24 protein-coding genes are annotated in these 16,391 nt (G+C 57.5%); 23 read left to right on the plus strand and 1 reads right to left on the minus strand.

Annotated features, from left to right (window positions below; genetic code table 11):
* Nucleotides 1-7 precede the first annotated feature (7 nt).
* The 22 genes from rplP to bfr all read left to right on the plus strand — a co-directional run bounded on the left by rplP (nt 8) and on the right by bfr (nt 11,882).
* Nucleotides 8-421, plus strand: a complete 414-nt coding sequence (gene rplP, locus M1D99_RS03475; protein WP_003186052.1) for a 50S ribosomal protein L16 — start codon at nt 8-10, stop codon at nt 419-421.
* Nucleotides 421-612 (plus strand): 50S ribosomal protein L29, encoded by a 192-nt coding sequence (gene rpmC / locus M1D99_RS03480; RefSeq protein WP_002555481.1) that lies wholly within the window; start codon nt 421-423, stop codon nt 610-612. Before rplP ends, rpmC begins: the two co-directional genes overlap by 1 nt.
* Nucleotides 613-614: 2 nt before the next feature.
* On the plus strand, nt 615-881 hold the full coding sequence (gene rpsQ / locus M1D99_RS03485) for a 30S ribosomal protein S17 (RefSeq protein ID WP_003176419.1): 267 nt from the start codon (nt 615-617) through the stop codon (nt 879-881).
* Between the two features lie 23 nt (nt 882-904).
* Nucleotides 905-1,273 carry a 50S ribosomal protein L14 gene (gene rplN / locus M1D99_RS03490; protein WP_002555479.1) on the plus strand — a complete coding sequence of 123 codons (369 nt, stop codon included), beginning with the start codon at nt 905-907 and terminating at the stop codon, nt 1,271-1,273.
* Between the two features lie 11 nt (nt 1,274-1,284).
* Nucleotides 1,285-1,599, plus strand: coding sequence for a 50S ribosomal protein L24 (rplX, locus tag M1D99_RS03495; RefSeq protein ID WP_003186046.1), 315 nt, complete (start codon nt 1,285-1,287; stop codon nt 1,597-1,599).
* 20 nt (nt 1,600-1,619) lie between these two features.
* Complete coding sequence (rplE, locus tag M1D99_RS03500; RefSeq protein ID WP_003186044.1) at nt 1,620-2,159, plus strand: 50S ribosomal protein L5; 540 nt, start codon at nt 1,620-1,622, stop codon at nt 2,157-2,159.
* 13 nt (nt 2,160-2,172) lie between these two features.
* Nucleotides 2,173-2,478, plus strand: a complete 306-nt coding sequence (gene rpsN, locus M1D99_RS03505) for a 30S ribosomal protein S14 (RefSeq protein WP_003186042.1) — start codon at nt 2,173-2,175, stop codon at nt 2,476-2,478.
* Between the two features lie 210 nt (nt 2,479-2,688).
* Entirely contained in the window at nt 2,689-3,081 is a 393-nt protein-coding gene (gene rpsH, locus M1D99_RS03510) for a 30S ribosomal protein S8 (RefSeq protein WP_003186040.1), read from the plus strand.
* A gap of 12 nt (nt 3,082-3,093) precedes the next feature.
* Nucleotides 3,094-3,627: a 50S ribosomal protein L6 gene (gene rplF / locus M1D99_RS03515; RefSeq protein WP_003186039.1), complete on the plus strand. Its 534-nt coding sequence runs from the start codon at nt 3,094-3,096 to the stop codon at nt 3,625-3,627.
* Between the two features lie 10 nt (nt 3,628-3,637).
* Nucleotides 3,638-3,988 (plus strand): 50S ribosomal protein L18, encoded by a 351-nt coding sequence (gene rplR, locus M1D99_RS03520; protein WP_003186037.1) that lies wholly within the window; start codon nt 3,638-3,640, stop codon nt 3,986-3,988.
* A gap of 3 nt (nt 3,989-3,991) precedes the next feature.
* Nucleotides 3,992-4,492, plus strand: a complete 501-nt coding sequence (gene rpsE, locus M1D99_RS03525; protein WP_003186035.1) for a 30S ribosomal protein S5 — start codon at nt 3,992-3,994, stop codon at nt 4,490-4,492.
* 2 nt (nt 4,493-4,494) lie between these two features.
* Nucleotides 4,495-4,671: a 50S ribosomal protein L30 gene (rpmD, locus tag M1D99_RS03530; protein ID WP_010438202.1), complete on the plus strand. Its 177-nt coding sequence runs from the start codon at nt 4,495-4,497 to the stop codon at nt 4,669-4,671.
* Nucleotides 4,672-4,674: 3 nt separating this feature from the next.
* Nucleotides 4,675-5,112, plus strand: coding sequence for a 50S ribosomal protein L15 (rplO, locus tag M1D99_RS03535; protein ID WP_003186032.1), 438 nt, complete (start codon nt 4,675-4,677; stop codon nt 5,110-5,112).
* Entirely contained in the window at nt 5,113-6,441 is a 1,329-nt protein-coding gene (secY, locus tag M1D99_RS03540; RefSeq protein ID WP_018612224.1) for a preprotein translocase subunit SecY, read from the plus strand.
* A gap of 30 nt (nt 6,442-6,471) precedes the next feature.
* Nucleotides 6,472-6,588 (plus strand): 50S ribosomal protein L36, encoded by a 117-nt coding sequence (gene rpmJ, locus M1D99_RS03545; RefSeq protein ID WP_002555468.1) that lies wholly within the window; start codon nt 6,472-6,474, stop codon nt 6,586-6,588.
* Between the two features lie 130 nt (nt 6,589-6,718).
* Nucleotides 6,719-7,075 carry a 30S ribosomal protein S13 gene (gene rpsM, locus M1D99_RS03550; RefSeq protein ID WP_003194635.1) on the plus strand — a complete coding sequence of 119 codons (357 nt, stop codon included), beginning with the start codon at nt 6,719-6,721 and terminating at the stop codon, nt 7,073-7,075.
* 30 nt (nt 7,076-7,105) lie between these two features.
* Nucleotides 7,106-7,495, plus strand: a complete 390-nt coding sequence (gene rpsK / locus M1D99_RS03555) for a 30S ribosomal protein S11 (RefSeq protein WP_002555466.1) — start codon at nt 7,106-7,108, stop codon at nt 7,493-7,495.
* Nucleotides 7,496-7,513: 18 nt separating this feature from the next.
* Nucleotides 7,514-8,134 carry a 30S ribosomal protein S4 gene (rpsD, locus tag M1D99_RS03560; RefSeq protein WP_003176404.1) on the plus strand — a complete coding sequence of 207 codons (621 nt, stop codon included), beginning with the start codon at nt 7,514-7,516 and terminating at the stop codon, nt 8,132-8,134.
* A gap of 22 nt (nt 8,135-8,156) precedes the next feature.
* On the plus strand, nt 8,157-9,158 hold the full coding sequence (locus tag M1D99_RS03565) for a DNA-directed RNA polymerase subunit alpha (RefSeq protein WP_003186012.1): 1,002 nt from the start codon (nt 8,157-8,159) through the stop codon (nt 9,156-9,158).
* Nucleotides 9,159-9,200: 42 nt separating this feature from the next.
* Nucleotides 9,201-9,587 (plus strand): 50S ribosomal protein L17, encoded by a 387-nt coding sequence (gene rplQ, locus M1D99_RS03570; protein WP_003186009.1) that lies wholly within the window; start codon nt 9,201-9,203, stop codon nt 9,585-9,587.
* 223 nt (nt 9,588-9,810) lie between these two features.
* Entirely contained in the window at nt 9,811-11,259 is a 1,449-nt protein-coding gene (locus M1D99_RS03575; protein ID WP_458131372.1) for a catalase, read from the plus strand.
* A 158-nt stretch (nt 11,260-11,417) separates the two neighbouring features.
* The gene (gene bfr, locus M1D99_RS03580; RefSeq protein WP_186729628.1) at nt 11,418-11,882 is read left to right on the plus strand and encodes a bacterioferritin; all 465 of its coding nucleotides are present in this window, start codon (nt 11,418-11,420) and stop codon (nt 11,880-11,882) included.
* 92 nt (nt 11,883-11,974) lie between these two features.
* Here the strand turns inward: bfr and uvrA are convergent, their stop codons facing one another.
* The gene (uvrA, locus tag M1D99_RS03585) at nt 11,975-14,809 is read right to left on the minus strand and encodes an excinuclease ABC subunit UvrA (RefSeq protein ID WP_186729629.1); all 2,835 of its coding nucleotides are present in this window, start codon (nt 14,807-14,809) and stop codon (nt 11,975-11,977) included.
* 179 nt (nt 14,810-14,988) lie between these two features.
* Here uvrA and M1D99_RS03590 point away from each other — a divergent pair, with 179 nt between their 5' ends.
* Entirely contained in the window at nt 14,989-16,386 is a 1,398-nt protein-coding gene (locus M1D99_RS03590; protein WP_186707728.1) for an MFS transporter, read from the plus strand.
* Nucleotides 16,387-16,391 lie beyond the last annotated feature (5 nt).

Raw genomic sequence — 16,391 nt, forward strand, 5'->3', positions numbered from 1 at the left:
ACGCCAAATGTTGCAACCAAAGCGTACGAAGTTCCGCAAGCAGATGACCGGTCACAACCGTGGCCTGGCATTGCGCGGTAGCAAAGTCAGCTTCGGCGAGTTCGCGCTGAAGTCTGTTGCTCGTGGTCGTCTCACCGCTCGTCAGATCGAGTCAGCGCGTCGTGCTCTGACCCGTCACGTAAAACGTGGCGGCAAGATCTGGATCCGTGTATTCCCGGACAAGCCTGTCACCAAGAAGCCACTCGAAGTTCGGATGGGTAAAGGTAAGGGTAACGTGGAGTACTGGGTTGCCCAGATTCAGCCAGGCAAAGTCCTGTATGAGATCGAGGGTGTTTCTGAAGAGCTGGCGCGTGAGGCTTTCGCCCTGGCTGCTGCAAAGCTGCCGCTCGCCACCTCCTTTGTTAAACGGACGGTGATGTGATGAAAGCGAATGAACTTCGTGAAAAATCAGCACAGCAGCTGAACGAGCAACTGCTCGGCCTGCTGCGCGACCAGTTCAATCTGCGTATGCAGAAAGCAACTGGCCAGTTGGGGCAGTCTCATCTGCTCTCGCAAGTTAAGCGTGACATCGCTCGCGTGAAAACTGTGCTCAACCAGCAGGCAGGTAAGTAATCATGGCTGAAGCCGAAAAAACTGTCCGTACGCTGACTGGCCGTGTTGTCAGCGACAAGATGGACAAAACCATCACCGTTCTGATCGAGCGTCGCGTTAAGCACCCGATCTACGGTAAATACGTTAAGCGTTCGACTAAGCTGCACGCGCACGACGAAACCAATCAGTGCCACATCGGCGACAAAGTCACTATTCGTGAAACTCGTCCTTTGGCCAAGACCAAGTCTTGGGCGCTGGTTGATGTTCTCGAACGCGCTGTGGAAGTCTAAGGACTAGGGGTCGGAGAAATTATATGATTCAGACTCAATCCATGCTCGATGTGGCCGATAACAGCGGCGCTCGCCGTGTTATGTGCATCAAGGTGCTGGGTGGCTCCCATCGTCGTTACGCTGGTATCGGTGACATCATCAAAGTTACCGTCAAGGAAGCAATTCCTCGCGGTAAGGTGAAAAAAGGCCAAGTGATGACTGCTGTTGTAGTCCGCACTCGCCATGGCGTTCGTCGTGCTGACGGCTCCATCATCCGCTTTGATGGCAACGCTGCTGTTCTGTTGAACAACAAGCAAGAGCCGATCGGCACCCGTATCTTTGGGCCAGTGACCCGTGAACTTCGTACTGAGAAGTTCATGAAGATCGTCTCGCTCGCCCCAGAAGTGCTGTAAGGAGATCCGACATGCAAAAGATTCGTCGTGACGACGAGATCATCGTGATCGCCGGCAAAGACAAAGGTAAGCGCGGTAAGGTGCTCAAGGTTCTTGCTGACAACCGTTTGGTTGTGGGTGGTCTGAACCTGGTCAAGCGTCATACCAAGCCTAACCCGATGTCGGGCGTACAGGGCGGTATCGTCGAGAAAGAAGCGCCACTGCACGCTTCCAACGTCGCCATCTTCAACGGCGAAACCAACAAGGCTGACCGCGTTGGTTTCAAAGTAGAAGACGGTAAGAAAATTCGTGTCTTCAAGTCGACCCAAAAAGCGGTTGATGCTTGAACACTGCTAGGTAGAAGACCATGGCACGACTAAAAGAGATTTACCGGAAGGAAATCGCACCGAAACTTAAGGAAGAACTTAAGCTTTCGAACGTGATGGAAGTTCCGCGCGTTACCAAAATCACCCTGAACATGGGTCTGGGCGAAGCGATCGGCGACAAAAAAGTCATCGAGCACGCTGTTGCTGACCTGGAAAAGATCACCGGTCAGAAAGTCGTCGTGACTTACGCTCGGAAATCCATCGCTGGCTTTAAAGTCCGTGAAGGTTGGCCGATCGGCGTCAAAGTGACCCTGCGCCGTGAGCGTATGTACGAGTTCCTGGATCGTCTGCTGTCGATCTCCCTGCCTCGGGTTCGCGACTTCCGCGGCCTGAATGCCAAGTCCTTCGATGGTCGTGGCAACTACAGCATGGGCGTTAAAGAGCAGATCATTTTCCCGGAAATCGATTACGACAAGATCGACGCTCTCCGCGGTCTGGACATTACCCTGACCACCACTGCTCGGACGGATGATGAAGGTCGCGCACTGCTGCGCGCTTTCAAATTCCCGTTCCGCAACTGATTGGAGTAGGAAAATGGCCAAGAAGAGCATGAAGAACCGTGAGCTGAAGCGTCAGCTCACCGTTGCCAAGTACGCCACCAAGCGTGCAGCGCTGAAAGCTATCATCGTTGATCTGAACGCAAGTCCAGAAGCGCGTTGGGAAGCTACCGTAGCCCTGCAGAAGCAGCCACGTGACGCAAGCGCCTCGCGCATGCGTAACCGCTGCCGCCTGACTGGTCGTCCGCACGGCGTGTACCGCAAGTTCGGCCTTGGCCGTAACATGTTGCGTCAAGCTGCAATGCGTGGTGACGTTCCAGGTCTGGTTAAAGCCAGCTGGTAAGCACTGTCAAAGTCACGGCGTTCGAGGTCGCAAGATCCTGACCGCCGGTGACCTTGAACTTGAATCAAGCCCCTATTGGGGCTTGATTCATTTGTGGGGTGTGTCTAGAATACCCGGCTCGCCTGAGCCCGTGTTTTTATTGCACGGATGCGCTCGGCGACACGTACTAGCCGAAAGGCTAATTTTTTGTGTATTAGGAGCGTCTAGCCCATGAGTATGCAGGACCCGTTAGCGGACATGCTAACTCGTATCCGTAATGCCCAGATGGCTGAAAAGTCCGTCGTAAGCATGCCATCTTCCACGTTGAAGGTAGCTGTTGCCAAAGTCCTGAAGGACGAAGGTTACATTGCGGGTTATCAGATCAGCAGCGAAATCAAGCCTCTGCTGTCCATCGAGCTGAAGTACTTCGAAGGCCGTCCGGTCATCGAGGAAGTGAAGCGCGTTAGCCGTCCAGGCCTGCGTCAGTACAAGTCCGTCGATGATCTGCCAAAAGTTCGTGGCGGTCTCGGTGTGTCTATCGTCTCCACCAACAAGGGTGTGATGACGGATCGTGCTGCGCGCGCTGCCGGTGTCGGCGGCGAAGTTCTTTGCACTGTGTTCTAAGGGGGGATAAGCATGTCACGCGTCGCTAAGAACCCCGTTAAGCTGCCAGCCGGTGTCGAAGTCAAATTCGCAGGCCAACAGCTTTCGGTGAAGGGTGCCAAGGGCACTCTGCAACTGAACATCCATTCGTCCGTCGAGATCGTTGAAGAAGCTGGTGAGCTGCGTTTCGCTGCTCGCAATGGCGATCAACAGACTCGCGCAATGGCTGGTACCACTCGTGCGTTGGTAAACAACATGGTCCAAGGCGTAAGCCAAGGCTTCGAGCGCAAGCTCCAGCTGGTCGGTGTTGGTTACAAAGCGCAAGCAAAAGGCACAGTGCTGAACCTGGCTCTTGGCTTCTCGCACCCAGTGGATTATGAACTGCCGGAAGGCATCACCGCTGAGACTCCTAGCCAGACCGATATCCTGATCAAGGGCATCGACAAGCAGCTGGTAGGTCAAGTGGCCGCCGAGATCCGCGACTTCCGTCCACCAGAGCCGTACAAAGGCAAAGGTGTGCGCTACGCGGACGAAGTCGTCCGTCGTAAAGAAGCCAAGAAGAAGTAGGGCATAGCAAATGACCGACAAAAAAGTTACTCGACTGCGTCGCGCTCGCAAAGCACGCCTGAAAATGCACGAACTCGAAGTCGTGCGTCTCTGCGTGTTCCGCTCGTCGCAGCACATCTACGCCCAGGTCATTTCGGCCGACGGCAACAAAGTCCTGGCAAGTGCCTCGACTTTGGATAAAGAACTGCGTGATGGCGCCACTGGCAACATCGACGCGGCCACTAAGGTTGGCCAGCTGGTCGCTACGCGTGCTAAAGCCGCTGGCGTCTCGCAGGTGGCTTTCGACCGCTCTGGCTTCAAGTACCACGGCCGCGTCAAGGCGCTGGCTGATGCTGCTCGTGAAGCTGGGCTGGAGTTCTAAGTTATGTCAAATAACGACCAAAAGCGCGACGAAGGCTACATCGAGAAGCTGGTTCAAGTTAACCGCGTAGCCAAAACCGTTAAAGGCGGCCGTATCTTCACTTTCACTGCGTTGACCGTAGTGGGTGATGGTAAGGGCCGTGTTGGCTTCGGCCGTGGCAAGTCGCGTGAAGTGCCTGCTGCGATCCAGAAGGCAATGGAAGCTGCTCGCCGCAACATGATCCAGGTTGATCTGAACGGCACCACTCTGCAGTACGCAATGAAGTCCGCCCATGGCGCTTCGAAGGTGTACATGCAGCCTGCTTCTGAAGGTACCGGTATCATCGCTGGCGGCGCTATGCGTGCTGTCCTCGAGGTTGCTGGCGTTCAGAACGTTCTGGCCAAGTGCTACGGCTCGACTAACCCAGTAAACGTGGTTCACGCCACTTTCAAGGGTTTGAAAGCAATGCAGTCTCCTGAATCCATTGCCGCCAAGCGTGGCAAAAGCGTCAAGGAGATCTTCTGATCATGGCTACCGTAAAAGTTACGCTGATCAAAAGCATGACCGGCCGCATCCCTAACCACAGACTGTGTGTTAAGGGTTTGGGTCTGCGTCGCATCGGTCACACTGTAGAAGTCCTGGATACTCCCGAGAATCGCGGGATGATCAACAAGGCTTACTACATGCTGCGTGTCGAGGGTTAATCGATGAAACTCAATGATCTGAGTCCAGCGCCGGGTTCCCGTCGCGAAAAGCATCGTCCGGGCCGTGGTATCGGTAGTGGTTTGGGCAAGACCGGTGGCCGTGGCCACAAAGGTCAGACCTCCCGCTCCGGTGGCACCATTGCTCCAGGCTTTGAAGGCGGTCAACAGCCGCTGCATCGTCGTCTGCCGAAGTTCGGTTTCGTTTCCCTGAAAGCCATGGACCGCGCAGAAGTGCGTCTGTCCGAGCTGGCCAAAGTGGACGGCGACATCGTCACCGTGCAGTCCCTGAAGGATGCCAACGTGATCAACCAGAACGTTCAGCGTGTGAAAATCATGCTGTCGGGCGAAGTTGCTCGTGCTGTCACCATCGGAAAGGGAATCGGCGCCACCAAAGGTGCGCGTGCGGCTATCGAAGCAGCTGGCGGCAAGTTCGAGGAATAAATGGCTAAGCAAGGTGCTCTCTCTGCGCTCGGCAAAGGCGGTATGTCTGAACTCTGGGCTCGTCTGCGTTTTCTGTTCCTGGCGATTATCGTCTACCGAATAGGCGCACACATCCCGGTTCCAGGTATCAACCCGGACCGACTCGCGGACCTGTTTCGACAGAATGAGGGGACCATTCTTAGCTTGTTCAACATGTTTTCCGGCGGCGCGCTGGAGCGGATGAGCATCTTTGCACTGGGGATCATGCCGTACATCTCGGCATCGATCATCATGCAGCTGATGTCCGCTGTCAGCCCGCAGCTGGAGCAGTTGAAGAAGGAAGGTGAAGCTGGCCGTCGCAAGATCAGCCAGTACACCCGCTACCTCACTGTCGTCCTCGCTCTCGTCCAGGCCGTTGGCATGTCCATCGGCTTGGCGGGGCAGGGCGTAGCGTTCACTGGTGACTTTGGCTTCCATTTCGTTGCGGTAACCACTTTTGTGGCGGGCGCGATGTTCATGATGTGGCTGGGTGAGCAGATTACTGAGCGTGGTGTTGGCAACGGTATCTCGATGTTGATCTTCGCAGGTATCGTCGCCGGTCTTCCGAGAGCGATTGGGCAGTCTTTCGAGTCTGCGCGTCAGGGTGATATCAACATCTTCGCCCTGGTTGCCATCGGTTTGCTGGCAGTAGCGATTATCGGTTTCGTGGTGTTCATTGAGCGTGGCCAGCGTCGTATTGCTGTTCACTACGCCAAGCGTCAGCAGGGCCGCAAGGTGTTTGCTGCGCAGACCAGCCACTTGCCGTTGAAGGTGAACATGGCCGGCGTTATCCCGGCTATTTTCGCGAGCAGCATCTTGCTGTTCCCGGCTTCGTTGGGTGCCTGGTTCGGCCAGTCTGAAGGTATGGGCTGGTTGCAGGACATCTCGCAGTCGATCGCTCCTGGTCAGCCGTTGAATATTCTGCTGTTTAGTGCAGGGATTATTTTCTTCTGCTTCTTCTATACGGCGTTGATGTTCAATCCGAAAGACGTAGCGGAAAACCTGAAGAAGTCCGGTGCCTTTATTCCGGGCATCCGTCCAGGTGAGCAGTCGGCGCGCTACATTGATGGCGTTCTGACTCGTTTGACCTTGTTCGGTGCTCTTTACATGACGGCCGTCTGCTTGCTCCCCCAGTTCCTGGTGGTTGCGGCAAACGTACCGTTCTACCTTGGCGGGACCTCGTTGCTGATCGTGGTCGTGGTTGTGATGGACTTCATGTCCCAAGTACAATCGCACCTCGTTTCGCACCAGTACGAATCCCTGATGAAGAAAGCCAACCTGAAGGGCTACGGCAGCGGCATGTTGCGCTGAGTAGCGTCCATAAGGTTCGAGGAGTTGGTGATGAAAGTTCGTGCATCGGTGAAAAAGCTGTGCCGTAACTGCAAGATTATTCGCCGCGAAGGTGTTGTTCGGGTAATTTGCAGCGCGGAACCGCGTCACAAACAGCGCCAAGGCTGAGTGTGATTGTGCTTTAAGCCCGGCAGCTAGTGCGCTGCCGGGTTGATTATTTGTTATTACAGCGATATTATCTCGCGCCCTATTTCTTGGCTTCCGGGGCGTAGGTAGCTGTCAATTGGAGTCCCACTGAATGGCCCGTATTGCAGGCGTCAACATTCCAGATAACAAGCATACTGTTATCTCGCTGACCTACATCTATGGTGTTGGTCGCACTACTGCACAGAAAATTTGTGCGGTGGCTGGGGTCAACCCAGCGGCAAAGATCAAAGATCTGAGCGACGAGCAGATCGAACAGCTGCGTGGCGAAGTGGCGAAGTTCACCACTGAAGGTGACCTGCGTCGCGAAATCAACATGAAAATCAAGCGCTTGATGGACCTCGGTTGCTATCGCGGTCTGCGTCATCGTCGTGGTCTGCCAGTACGCGGTCAGCGTACCAAGACCAACGCGCGTACCCGTAAAGGTCCGCGTAAGCCGATCCGCAAGTAATCGCCCCAGCGAATCGACAGGAATTTAATCATGGCAAAACCTGCTGCTCGTCCTCGTAAAAAAGTTAAAAAGACAGTGGTTGATGGCATCGCCCACATCCATGCTTCTTTTAACAACACCATCGTGACCATTACCGACCGTCAAGGTAACGCTCTTTCCTGGGCTACCTCCGGTGGTTCGGGTTTCCGCGGTTCCCGCAAGTCCACCCCGTTCGCTGCTCAAGTAGCTGCTGAGCGTGCTGGTCAAGCTGCGCTGGAATACGGCCTGAAAAACCTCGACGTCAACGTCAAGGGTCCAGGTCCAGGTCGTGAATCCGCAGTCCGCGCTTTGAACGGCTGTGGCTACAAGATCGCCAGCATCACCGACGTGACGCCAATCCCGCACAACGGGTGCCGTCCGCCGAAGAAGCGCCGCGTGTAATCCAGGAGATTGTAAAGAATGGCTCGTTACATTGGTCCAAAATGCAAACTCGCTCGTCGCGAAGGCACCGATCTTTTTCTGAAGAGCGGCGTGCGCGCGATCGAATCGAAGTGCAACATTGAAGCAGCACCTGGTATCCACGGCCAACGCCGCGGTCGCCAGTCCGACTACGGCACCCAACTGCGTGAAAAGCAGAAGGTCCGTCGTATCTACGGCGTTCTCGAGCGTCAATTCAGCGGCTACTACAAAGAAGCAGCTGGCAAGAAAGGCGCAACCGGCGAAAACCTGTTGCAACTGCTCGAATGCCGTCTGGACAACGTTGTATACCGTATGGGTTTCGGTTCTACTCGTGCCGAATCCCGTCAGCTGGTATCGCACAAGTCGATCAGCGTTAACGGTCAGACCGTAAACGTTCCGTCCTACCAGGTTCGTGCTGGTGACGTGGTTGCTGTTCGCGAGAAAGCAAAGAACCAACTTCGCATTGTCCAAGCTCTCGATCTGTGTGCCCAACGTGGCCGCGTAGAATGGGTAGAAGTAGACACTGAGAAGAAGTCGGGCGTTTTCAAGAACGTTCCTGCTCGCAGTGATCTGTCCGCCGACATCAACGAAAGCCTGATTGTCGAGCTCTACTCCAAGTAAGGGCTAGAAAATAGGTGCATCCATGCAGATTTCGGTAAATGAGTTCCTGACACCCCGCCATATTGATGTGCAGGTTGTCAGTCCAACCCGCGCCAAGATCACGCTCGAGCCTCTCGAGCGTGGTTTCGGCCACACCCTGGGCAACGCGCTGCGCCGCATCCTGTTGTCCTCAATGCCCGGCTGTGCAGTAGTCGAGGCCGAGATTGACGGTGTGCTCCACGAGTACAGCGCCATCGAAGGTGTACAGGAAGACGTAATTGAAATCCTGTTGAACCTTAAAGGTCTGGCTATCAAGCTGCACGGTCGTGACGAAGTTACGCTGACCTTGTCGAAGAAGGGTTCGGGGGTGGTTACCGCTGCCGATATTCAGCTGGATCATGATGTCGAGATCGTTAACCCCGATCACGTAATCGCTAACCTGGCGTCTAACGGCGCCCTGAACATGAAGCTCACCGTAGCTCGTGGTCGTGGTTATGAACCGGCAGACTCGCGTCAGAGCGATGAAGACGAAAGCCGCAGCATCGGTCGCTTGCAGCTTGACTCTTCGTTCAGCCCGGTTCGCCGTATCGCATACGTGGTGGAAAACGCCCGTGTCGAACAGCGTACCAACCTGGACAAGCTGGTTATTGATCTGGAAACCAACGGTACCCTGGATCCTGAAGAGGCTATCCGCCGCGCTGCAACCATCCTGCAACAGCAGTTGGCTGCGTTCGTCGACCTCAAGGGTGACAGTGAGCCAGTGGTTGTCGAGCAGGAAGACGAGATCGATCCGATCCTGCTTCGCCCGGTTGACGATCTGGAACTGACTGTACGTTCGGCTAACTGCCTTAAGGCGGAAAACATCTACTACATCGGCGACCTGATTCAGCGTACCGAAGTAGAGCTGTTGAAGACTCCGAACCTTGGCAAGAAATCCTTGACTGAAATCAAGGACGTTCTGGCCTCCCGCGGTCTGTCCCTCGGCATGCGCCTCGACAACTGGCCGCCTGCAAGTCTTAAGAAGGACGACAAGGCGACTGCCTGATCGTCGTAATCACCGAACGTTGTGTTTGGTAAGGAATGAACCATGCGTCATCGTAAAAGTGGTCGTCACCTGAGCCGCACCAGCTCGCACCGCAAGGCCATGTTCCAAAACATGGCGGTGTCGCTGTTCGAGCACGAGCTGATCAAAACTACACTGCCGAAAGCCAAAGAACTGCGCCGCGTTGCTGAGCCGCTGATCACTCTGGCCAAGACAGATAGCCTGGCTAACCGCCGTCTGGCTTTCGACCGTACTCGCTCGAAAGCTATCGTTGGTAAGCTCTTCAACGACCTGGGCAAGCGTTACGCTACCCGTGAGGGTGGCTACCTGCGCATCCTCAAGTGCGGTTTCCGCGCTGGCGACAACGCGCCTATGGCGTACGTCGAGTTGGTTGATCGTGCTACCAGCGGTGAAGCTGTATCCGCTGAGTAAGTCGGCAACATACAAAAAACCGGGCCTTGTGCCCGGTTTTTTGTTGCTTGAAGAAAAGCCGGTAGGCCGTTTCGCCTGGCTTGGCTATCGGCAAGTGGTCAGTCTTAGATAATGACTATCGATGTCCATGATTTAATGAATTTGGATACTGTCACTAACATGATCGATACTCCTTTCCAGCCGATTAGCCGGCAGTTCGAAGACCGACCTAGGAAGATTGAGCATGAGCCAGATCAAAACGCTTACGACCGCCAGCGGCGCTCCAGTCGCCGATAACCAGAACTCTCGCTCCGCCGGTCCGCGCGGCCCGCTGCTGCTCGACGACTTTCACTTGATCGAGAAGCTTGCTCACTTCAACCGCGAGAACATCCCCGAGCGTCGTGTGCATGCCAAAGGGTCGGGCGCCTACGGCACCTTTACCGTCACCCAGGACATCACCCGGTACACCAGCGCCAAGCTGTTCGAGTCGATCGGCAAGCAGACGCCCACCTTCCTGCGGTTTTCCACCGTGGGTGGCGAGCGTGGTTCGGCCGACACTGAACGCGATCCGCGCGGTTTCGCCTTGAAGTTCTATACCGAGGAAGGCAACTGGGACATCGTCGGCAACAACACGCCGGTATTCTTCATCCGTGATCCATTGAAGTTTCCAGATTTCATCCACACCCAGAAGCGTCTGCCGCAAAGCAACCTGAAAAGTGCCCAGGCGATGTGGGATTTCTGGTCGCATTCGCCTGAGGCGCTGCACCAGGTCACCATCCTGTTTTCCGACCGCGGCATTCCGGATGGCTACCGTCACATGCACGGCTTCGGCAGCCATACCTACAGCCTGATCAATGCACAAGGTGAGCGGCACTGGGTGAAGTGGCACTACAAGACCTTGCAAGGCATCAAGAACCTCGCGCCGGCAGAAGCGGCACGCCTGGCGGGCACCGACCCGGATTACGCCCAGCGTGACCTGTTCGAGGCCATCGAGCGCGGTGACTTCCCGAAATGGCGCGTTTGCATCCAGATCATGAGCGAGGGCCAGGCCGCGGCGCATTACGAGAACCCGTTCGACGTGACCAAGACCTGGTCGCAGAAAGAATTCCCGTTGATCGAAGTGGGCGAACTCGAACTCAACCGCAACCCGCTGAACTACTTCGCTGAAGTCGAGCAGGCGGCATTTGGCCCGAGCAACATGGTGCCAGGGGTTGGTCTCTCGCCGGATCGCATGCTGCAGGGCCGTGTCTTCGCCTACGCCGATGCCCACCGCTACCGTGTGGGGACCAATCACCAGCAATTGCCGGTGAATGCGTCACGTAGCCCGGTCAACACCTACCAGCGCGACGGCGCCATGGCGTTTGGCAGCAACGGCGGGGCGGCACCGAACTACGAGCCTAACAGCTATGTAGAGGCGCCGAAGCAGGCCCCGCGTTATGCGGAGCCGGCGCTGGCCCTCAGTGGCGCGGCGGATCGTTATGATCATCGCGAAGACACCGACTACTACAGCCATGCCGGTGCGCTGTTCCGCTTGATGAACGATGAGCAGAAAGCCCTACTGATCAACAATATCGCTGGCGCGATGGGCGGTGTCTCGGCGGACGTAGTGGACCGTCAACTGCAGCATTTCTACAAAGCAGATGCTGCTTATGGAGAAGGTATCGCGAAAGCACTGGGCGTAGCGCTTAACTAAGTCTAAACGAGAAGCAGAACCGCCCTCATTAGGGCGGTTTTTGCGTTATTTAGCTTGGTTTTCTCAGATTTTCTTCGCTTTTATTGCGTTGAGGCAGTGACCTTGCGGTCAGCTTGGTTCAAACTACAACCTTTAAAAGCTTGTGGAGATGTAGGGCGATGCAAGGTCACCCAGACGTAATCGATTACCTCAACACGTTGCTGACCGGCGAGCTGGCAGCCCGTGATCAATATTTCATCCATTCGCGGATGTACGAGGATTGGGGTTTTACCGAGCTCTACGAACGTATCAACCACGAGATGGAAGAAGAGACCCAGCACGCCGATGCACTGATGCGCCGGATCCTGATGCTCGAAGGTACACCGCGCATGCGTGCCGATGACCTGGATGTCGGGACCACCGTACCGGACATGCTCGCCGCCGACCTGCGCCTGGAATACAAAGTCCGCGCTGCGCTGTGCAAAGGCATCGAACTCTGCGAGAAGCACAACGACTATGTGACTCGCGAAATCCTGCGTGTCCAGCTCAACGACACCGAAGAAGACCACACCTACTGGCTGGAAAAGCAGTTGGGGTTGATCAAGCTGATCGGGTTGGAGAACTACCTGCAATCGCAGTTCTGATGGATTCATTGTGGAAGCAAGCTCGCTCCCACAGGAAAAAAAGCCCCTGCCATCGATGAGATGACAGGGGCTTTTTCGTGCCCGGGGTGAAATCAGTCCCGATCACGCTCCAGCAGCGGCTTGAGGTAGTAGCCCGTGTGGGACTGCTTCATCTCGGCCACTTGTTCCGGCGTCCCCACGGCGATGATCTGGCCACCTTTGGAACCGCCTTCCGGCCCCAGGTCCACCAGCCAGTCAGCGGTCTTGATCACGTCCAGGTTGTGTTCGATCACCACCACGGTGTTGCCGTGGTCGCGAAGGCGGTGCAGCACGTCGAGCAATTGCTGGATATCGGCGAAGTGCAGGCCGGTGGTCGGCTCGTCGAGGATATACAGGGTCTTGCCGGTATCGCGCTTGGACAGCTCGCGGGACAACTTGACCCGTTGGGCCTCACCGCCAGACAAGGTCGTCGCCGACTGCCCGAGCTTGATGTACGAAAGCCCTACATCCATCAGGGTCTGGAGCTTGCGCGCCAGGGCCGGTACCGCGTCGAAGAACGCCCGGGCCTCTTCGATGGTCATCTCCAAGGTTTCGTGGATGTTCTTGCCCTTGTATTTGATCTCCAGGGTTTCGCGGTTGTAGCGCTTGCTCTTGCACACGTCGCACGGCACGTAGATGTCGGGGAGGAAGTGCATTTCCACCTTGATCAGGCCATCGCCCTGGCAGGCCTCGCAGCGCCCGCCCTTGACGTTGAACGAGAAACGCCCCGGGCCGTAGCCCCGTGAACGGGACTCCGGCACGCCGGCGAACAGTTCGCGGATCGGGGTGAACAGCCCGGTATAGGTCGCCGGGTTGGAGCGCGGTGTGCGGCCAATCGGGCTTTGGTCGATGTCGACCACCTTGTCCAGGTGTTCCAGGCCCTTGATGCTATCGTGGGCGGCCGCTTCCAGGGTGGTGGCGCCGTTCAGGGCCGTGGCGCTGAGGGGGAACAAGGTGTTGTTGATCAGCGTCGACTTGCCGGAGCCAGACACGCCAGTGACACAGGTCAGCAAGCCGATGGGGATTTCCAGGTCGACATTGCGCAGGTTGTTGCCGCGAGCCCCCTTGAGGGTCAGCGACAGCTTCTTGTTGCGCGGCGTGCGCTTGGCCGGGACCTTGATCTTGACCCGGCCCGACAGGTATTTGCCCGTCAACGAGTCAGGGTGCGCCATGACTTCGGCGGCGGTGCCTTGGGCGACGATGTGTCCGCCATGCACGCCTGCACCCGGGCCGATGTCCACCACGTAGTCGGCCAAACGGATGGCGTCCTCGTCGTGCTCGACCACGATCACCGTGTTACCGATGTCCCGCAGGTGCTTCAGGGTTCCGAGCAACCGGTCGTTATCTCGCTGGTGCAAGCCGATGGACGGCTCGTCGAGGATGTACATCACCCCCACCAGGCCGGCGCCGATCTGGCTGGCGAGGCGGATACGCTGGGCTTCGCCACCGGACAGGGTGTCGGCACTGCGGTCGAGGGTCAGGTAGTCCAGGCCGACGTTCACCAGGAACTGCAGGCGCTCGCGGATTTCCTTGAGGATCTTGTCGGCGATTTCGCCGCGACGGCCGGTGAGTTTCAGTCCACCGAAATAATCGGTGGCGTCGCCAATGGGCAGGTTGGTCACCGCCGGCAGCGTCTTCTCGCCGACCCACACATGCCGCGCTTCGCGGCGTAGGCGCGTACCACGGCAATCGGGGCAGGGCTGGGTGCTGAGGAACTTGGCCAGTTCTTCGCGCACGCTGGCCGATTCGGTTTCGCGGTAGCGGCGCTCCAGGTTCGGCACGATGCCTTCGAACGGGTGGGAGCGCTTGACGATATCGCCGCGGTCGTTGAGGTATTTGAAATCGACATTCTGCGAGCCGCTGCCGTGCAGGATGAATTTCTGCTGGTCGGCGGGCAATTCGTTGAACGGCTTGTCCAGGCTGAACTTGTAATGGGCCGCCAGCGAACCGAGCATCTGGAAGTAATAGACGTTGCGCCTGTCCCAGCCGCGAATCGCCCCTTCGGCCAGGGTCAGTTCGCCATTGACCAGTCGCTTGGTGTCGAAGAACTGCTTGACCCCCAGGCCGTCGCAGGTCGGGCAGGCGCCGGCCGGGTTGTTGAAGGAGAACAGCTTGGGTTCCAGCTCGCTGATGGCATGGCCGCAGATCGGGCAGGCGAAGCGTGCGGAGAAAATGATCTCTTCGCCGGGTTCGTCGTCCATCGGTGCGACCAGGGCGATGCCGTCGGCCAGTTTCAGCGCGGTCTCGAAGGACTCGGCCAGGCGCTGTTGCAAGTCGGCGCGGACCTTGAAGCGGTCAACCACCACATCGATCGAGTGCTTCTTCTGTTTATCCAGCTTCGGCAATTCGTCCAGTTCGCACAGCTTGCCGTTGACCCGGGCCCGCACGAAGCCCTGGGCGCGCAGCTCTTCGAAAACCATCAGGTGTTCGCCCTTGCGCTCGCGAATCACCGGCGCCAGCAACATCAGCTTGCTGCCTTCCGGCTGGGCCAGCACCAGGTCGACCATCTGGCTGACGGTCTGGGCTTCCAGGGGAATATCGTGATCGGGGCAACGGGGAATACCGACCCGCGCATACAGCAGGCGCAGGTAATCGTAGATCTCGGTGATGGTGCCGACCGTCGACCGTGGGTTATGGGAGGTCGACTTCTGTTCGATGGAAATGGCCGGCGACAGGCCTTCGATGGTGTCGACGTCGGGTTTTTCCATCATCGACAGGAACTGCCGGGCGTAGGCCGACAGTGATTCGACATAGCGGCGCTGGCCTTCAGCGTACAGCGTGTCGAAGGCCAGGGATGACTTGCCGGATCCGGACAGGCCGGTGATGACGATCAGCTTGTCCCGTGGCAGGGTCAGGTCGATGTTCTTCAGGTTGTGGGTACGGGCCCCACGAATCAGGATCTTGTCCAAAGTGGCCTCGCTCGGCGGGCGTCGAAAACGTAGGAGTATACGGGCAAATACTGGATGGATGCACACTATTGAGGACGCGATTGCGGCCATACATGAAGACTGCGCGGCAAACGGTCGCCATATACCCTCTCAATCGATGGGACTGGTAGAATCGCCGCCGGTTCACATGAGGTTTTTCCATGCAAGATCCCCACAGCGAACGCATGAGTCGTGGCGAGACCCGCGCAGCGAGCGGCCTGGCCCTGGTGTTCGCCTTTCGTATGCTGGGCATGTTCATGGTGTTGCCGGTGCTGGCGACCTATGGCATGGACCTGGCGGGCGCGACGCCGGCCCTCATCGGCTTGGCGATCGGCGCCTATGGCCTGACCCAGGCGATCTTCCAGATCCCGTTCGGGATCATTTCCGACCGCATCGGCCGGCGCCCGGTCATCTACCTGGGGCTGATCGTCTTCGCCCTCGGCAGCGTGCTGGCGGCCAATGCCGACTCGATCTGGGGCGTGATCGCCGGACGCATCCTACAAGGCGCCGGGGCTATTTCCGCGGCCGTCATGGCGCTGCTGTCAGACTTGACCCGCGAACAACATCGCACCAAGGCCATGGCCATGATCGGCATGACCATTGGTCTGTCGTTCGCCGTGGCCATGGTGGTCGGCCCCTTGCTGACCCGTGCCTTTGGCTTGTCGGGCCTGTTCCTGGCGACCGGCGCCATGGCCCTGGTGGGAATCCTGATCGTGGCGTTCATGGTGCCGCGCGCCACCGGACCGCTGCAGCACCGCGAGTCGGGGGTGGCGCGCCAGGCACTGATCCCGACGCTCAAGCACCCGGACCTGTTGCGCCTGGACCTGGGCATCTTCGTGCTCCACGCCATGCTGATGTCCAGCTTCGTCGCCTTGCCGTTGGCATTGGTCGAGAAGGCCGGCCTGCCCAAGGAGCAGCACTGGTGGGTGTACCTGACGGCGCTGGTGATTTCGTTCTTCGCCATGATTCCCTTCATCATCTATGGCGAGAAACGACGCAAAATGAAACGAGTTTTGCTCGGCGCCGTCGTGACGCTGATGCTCACTGAGCTATTCTTCTGGCAGTTCGGCGATAGCTTGCGAGCCTTGGTGATCGGCACGGTGGTGTTCTTCACCGCGTTCAATCTGCTGGAAGCATCGCTGCCGTCGCTGATCAGCAAGGTTTCACCGGCGGGCGGCAAGGGCACGGCGATGGGGGTCTACTCCACCAGCCAGTTCCTGGGTTCGGCGTTGGGCGGGATCCTCGGCGGCTGGTTGTTCCAGCATGGCGGTTTGTCGGTTGTGTTCCTGGGATGCGCCGCGCTGGCTGCACTTTGGCTAGCCTTTGCTGTTACCATGCGCGAACCTCCCTATGTGACGAGCCTGCGCTTGCCCTTATCGCCCGAGGCGATTCGTGAGGCTGGCCTGACCGAGCGTCTGAAGGCCGTCGTTGGAGTAACCGATGCAGTGGTGGTCGCCGACGAGGCGGCCGTATACATCAAACTGGACACCGAATTATTGGATCGCGCGACGCTCGAGCGCCTGGTGAACAACCCGGCCCCGACTACGTGCGAAGCCTAGGAGAA

The sequence above is a fragment of the Pseudomonas sp. R3-41 genome (assembly GCF_054161485.1).

Coding starts and splice junctions, on each gene's coding strand:
- rplP (WP_003186052.1), top strand. CDS start 8: ATGTTGCAACCAAAGCGTACGAAGTTCCGCAAGCAGATGACCGGTCAC.
- rpmC (WP_002555481.1), top strand. CDS start 421: ATGAAAGCGAATGAACTTCGTGAAAAATCAGCACAGCAGCTGAACGAG.
- rpsQ (WP_003176419.1), top strand. CDS start 615: ATGGCTGAAGCCGAAAAAACTGTCCGTACGCTGACTGGCCGTGTTGTC.
- rplN (WP_002555479.1), top strand. CDS start 905: ATGATTCAGACTCAATCCATGCTCGATGTGGCCGATAACAGCGGCGCT.
- rplX (WP_003186046.1), top strand. CDS start 1,285: ATGCAAAAGATTCGTCGTGACGACGAGATCATCGTGATCGCCGGCAAA.
- rplE (WP_003186044.1), top strand. CDS start 1,620: ATGGCACGACTAAAAGAGATTTACCGGAAGGAAATCGCACCGAAACTT.
- rpsN (WP_003186042.1), top strand. CDS start 2,173: ATGGCCAAGAAGAGCATGAAGAACCGTGAGCTGAAGCGTCAGCTCACC.
- rpsH (WP_003186040.1), top strand. CDS start 2,689: ATGAGTATGCAGGACCCGTTAGCGGACATGCTAACTCGTATCCGTAAT.
- rplF (WP_003186039.1), top strand. CDS start 3,094: ATGTCACGCGTCGCTAAGAACCCCGTTAAGCTGCCAGCCGGTGTCGAA.
- rplR (WP_003186037.1), top strand. CDS start 3,638: ATGACCGACAAAAAAGTTACTCGACTGCGTCGCGCTCGCAAAGCACGC.
- rpsE (WP_003186035.1), top strand. CDS start 3,992: ATGTCAAATAACGACCAAAAGCGCGACGAAGGCTACATCGAGAAGCTG.
- rpmD (WP_010438202.1), top strand. CDS start 4,495: ATGGCTACCGTAAAAGTTACGCTGATCAAAAGCATGACCGGCCGCATC.
- rplO (WP_003186032.1), top strand. CDS start 4,675: ATGAAACTCAATGATCTGAGTCCAGCGCCGGGTTCCCGTCGCGAAAAG.
- secY (WP_018612224.1), top strand. CDS start 5,113: ATGGCTAAGCAAGGTGCTCTCTCTGCGCTCGGCAAAGGCGGTATGTCT.
- rpmJ (WP_002555468.1), top strand. CDS start 6,472: ATGAAAGTTCGTGCATCGGTGAAAAAGCTGTGCCGTAACTGCAAGATT.
- rpsM (WP_003194635.1), top strand. CDS start 6,719: ATGGCCCGTATTGCAGGCGTCAACATTCCAGATAACAAGCATACTGTT.
- rpsK (WP_002555466.1), top strand. CDS start 7,106: ATGGCAAAACCTGCTGCTCGTCCTCGTAAAAAAGTTAAAAAGACAGTG.
- rpsD (WP_003176404.1), top strand. CDS start 7,514: ATGGCTCGTTACATTGGTCCAAAATGCAAACTCGCTCGTCGCGAAGGC.
- M1D99_RS03565 (WP_003186012.1), top strand. CDS start 8,157: ATGCAGATTTCGGTAAATGAGTTCCTGACACCCCGCCATATTGATGTG.
- rplQ (WP_003186009.1), top strand. CDS start 9,201: ATGCGTCATCGTAAAAGTGGTCGTCACCTGAGCCGCACCAGCTCGCAC.
- M1D99_RS03575 (WP_458131372.1), top strand. CDS start 9,811: ATGAGCCAGATCAAAACGCTTACGACCGCCAGCGGCGCTCCAGTCGCC.
- bfr (WP_186729628.1), top strand. CDS start 11,418: ATGCAAGGTCACCCAGACGTAATCGATTACCTCAACACGTTGCTGACC.
- M1D99_RS03590 (WP_186707728.1), top strand. CDS start 14,989: ATGCAAGATCCCCACAGCGAACGCATGAGTCGTGGCGAGACCCGCGCA.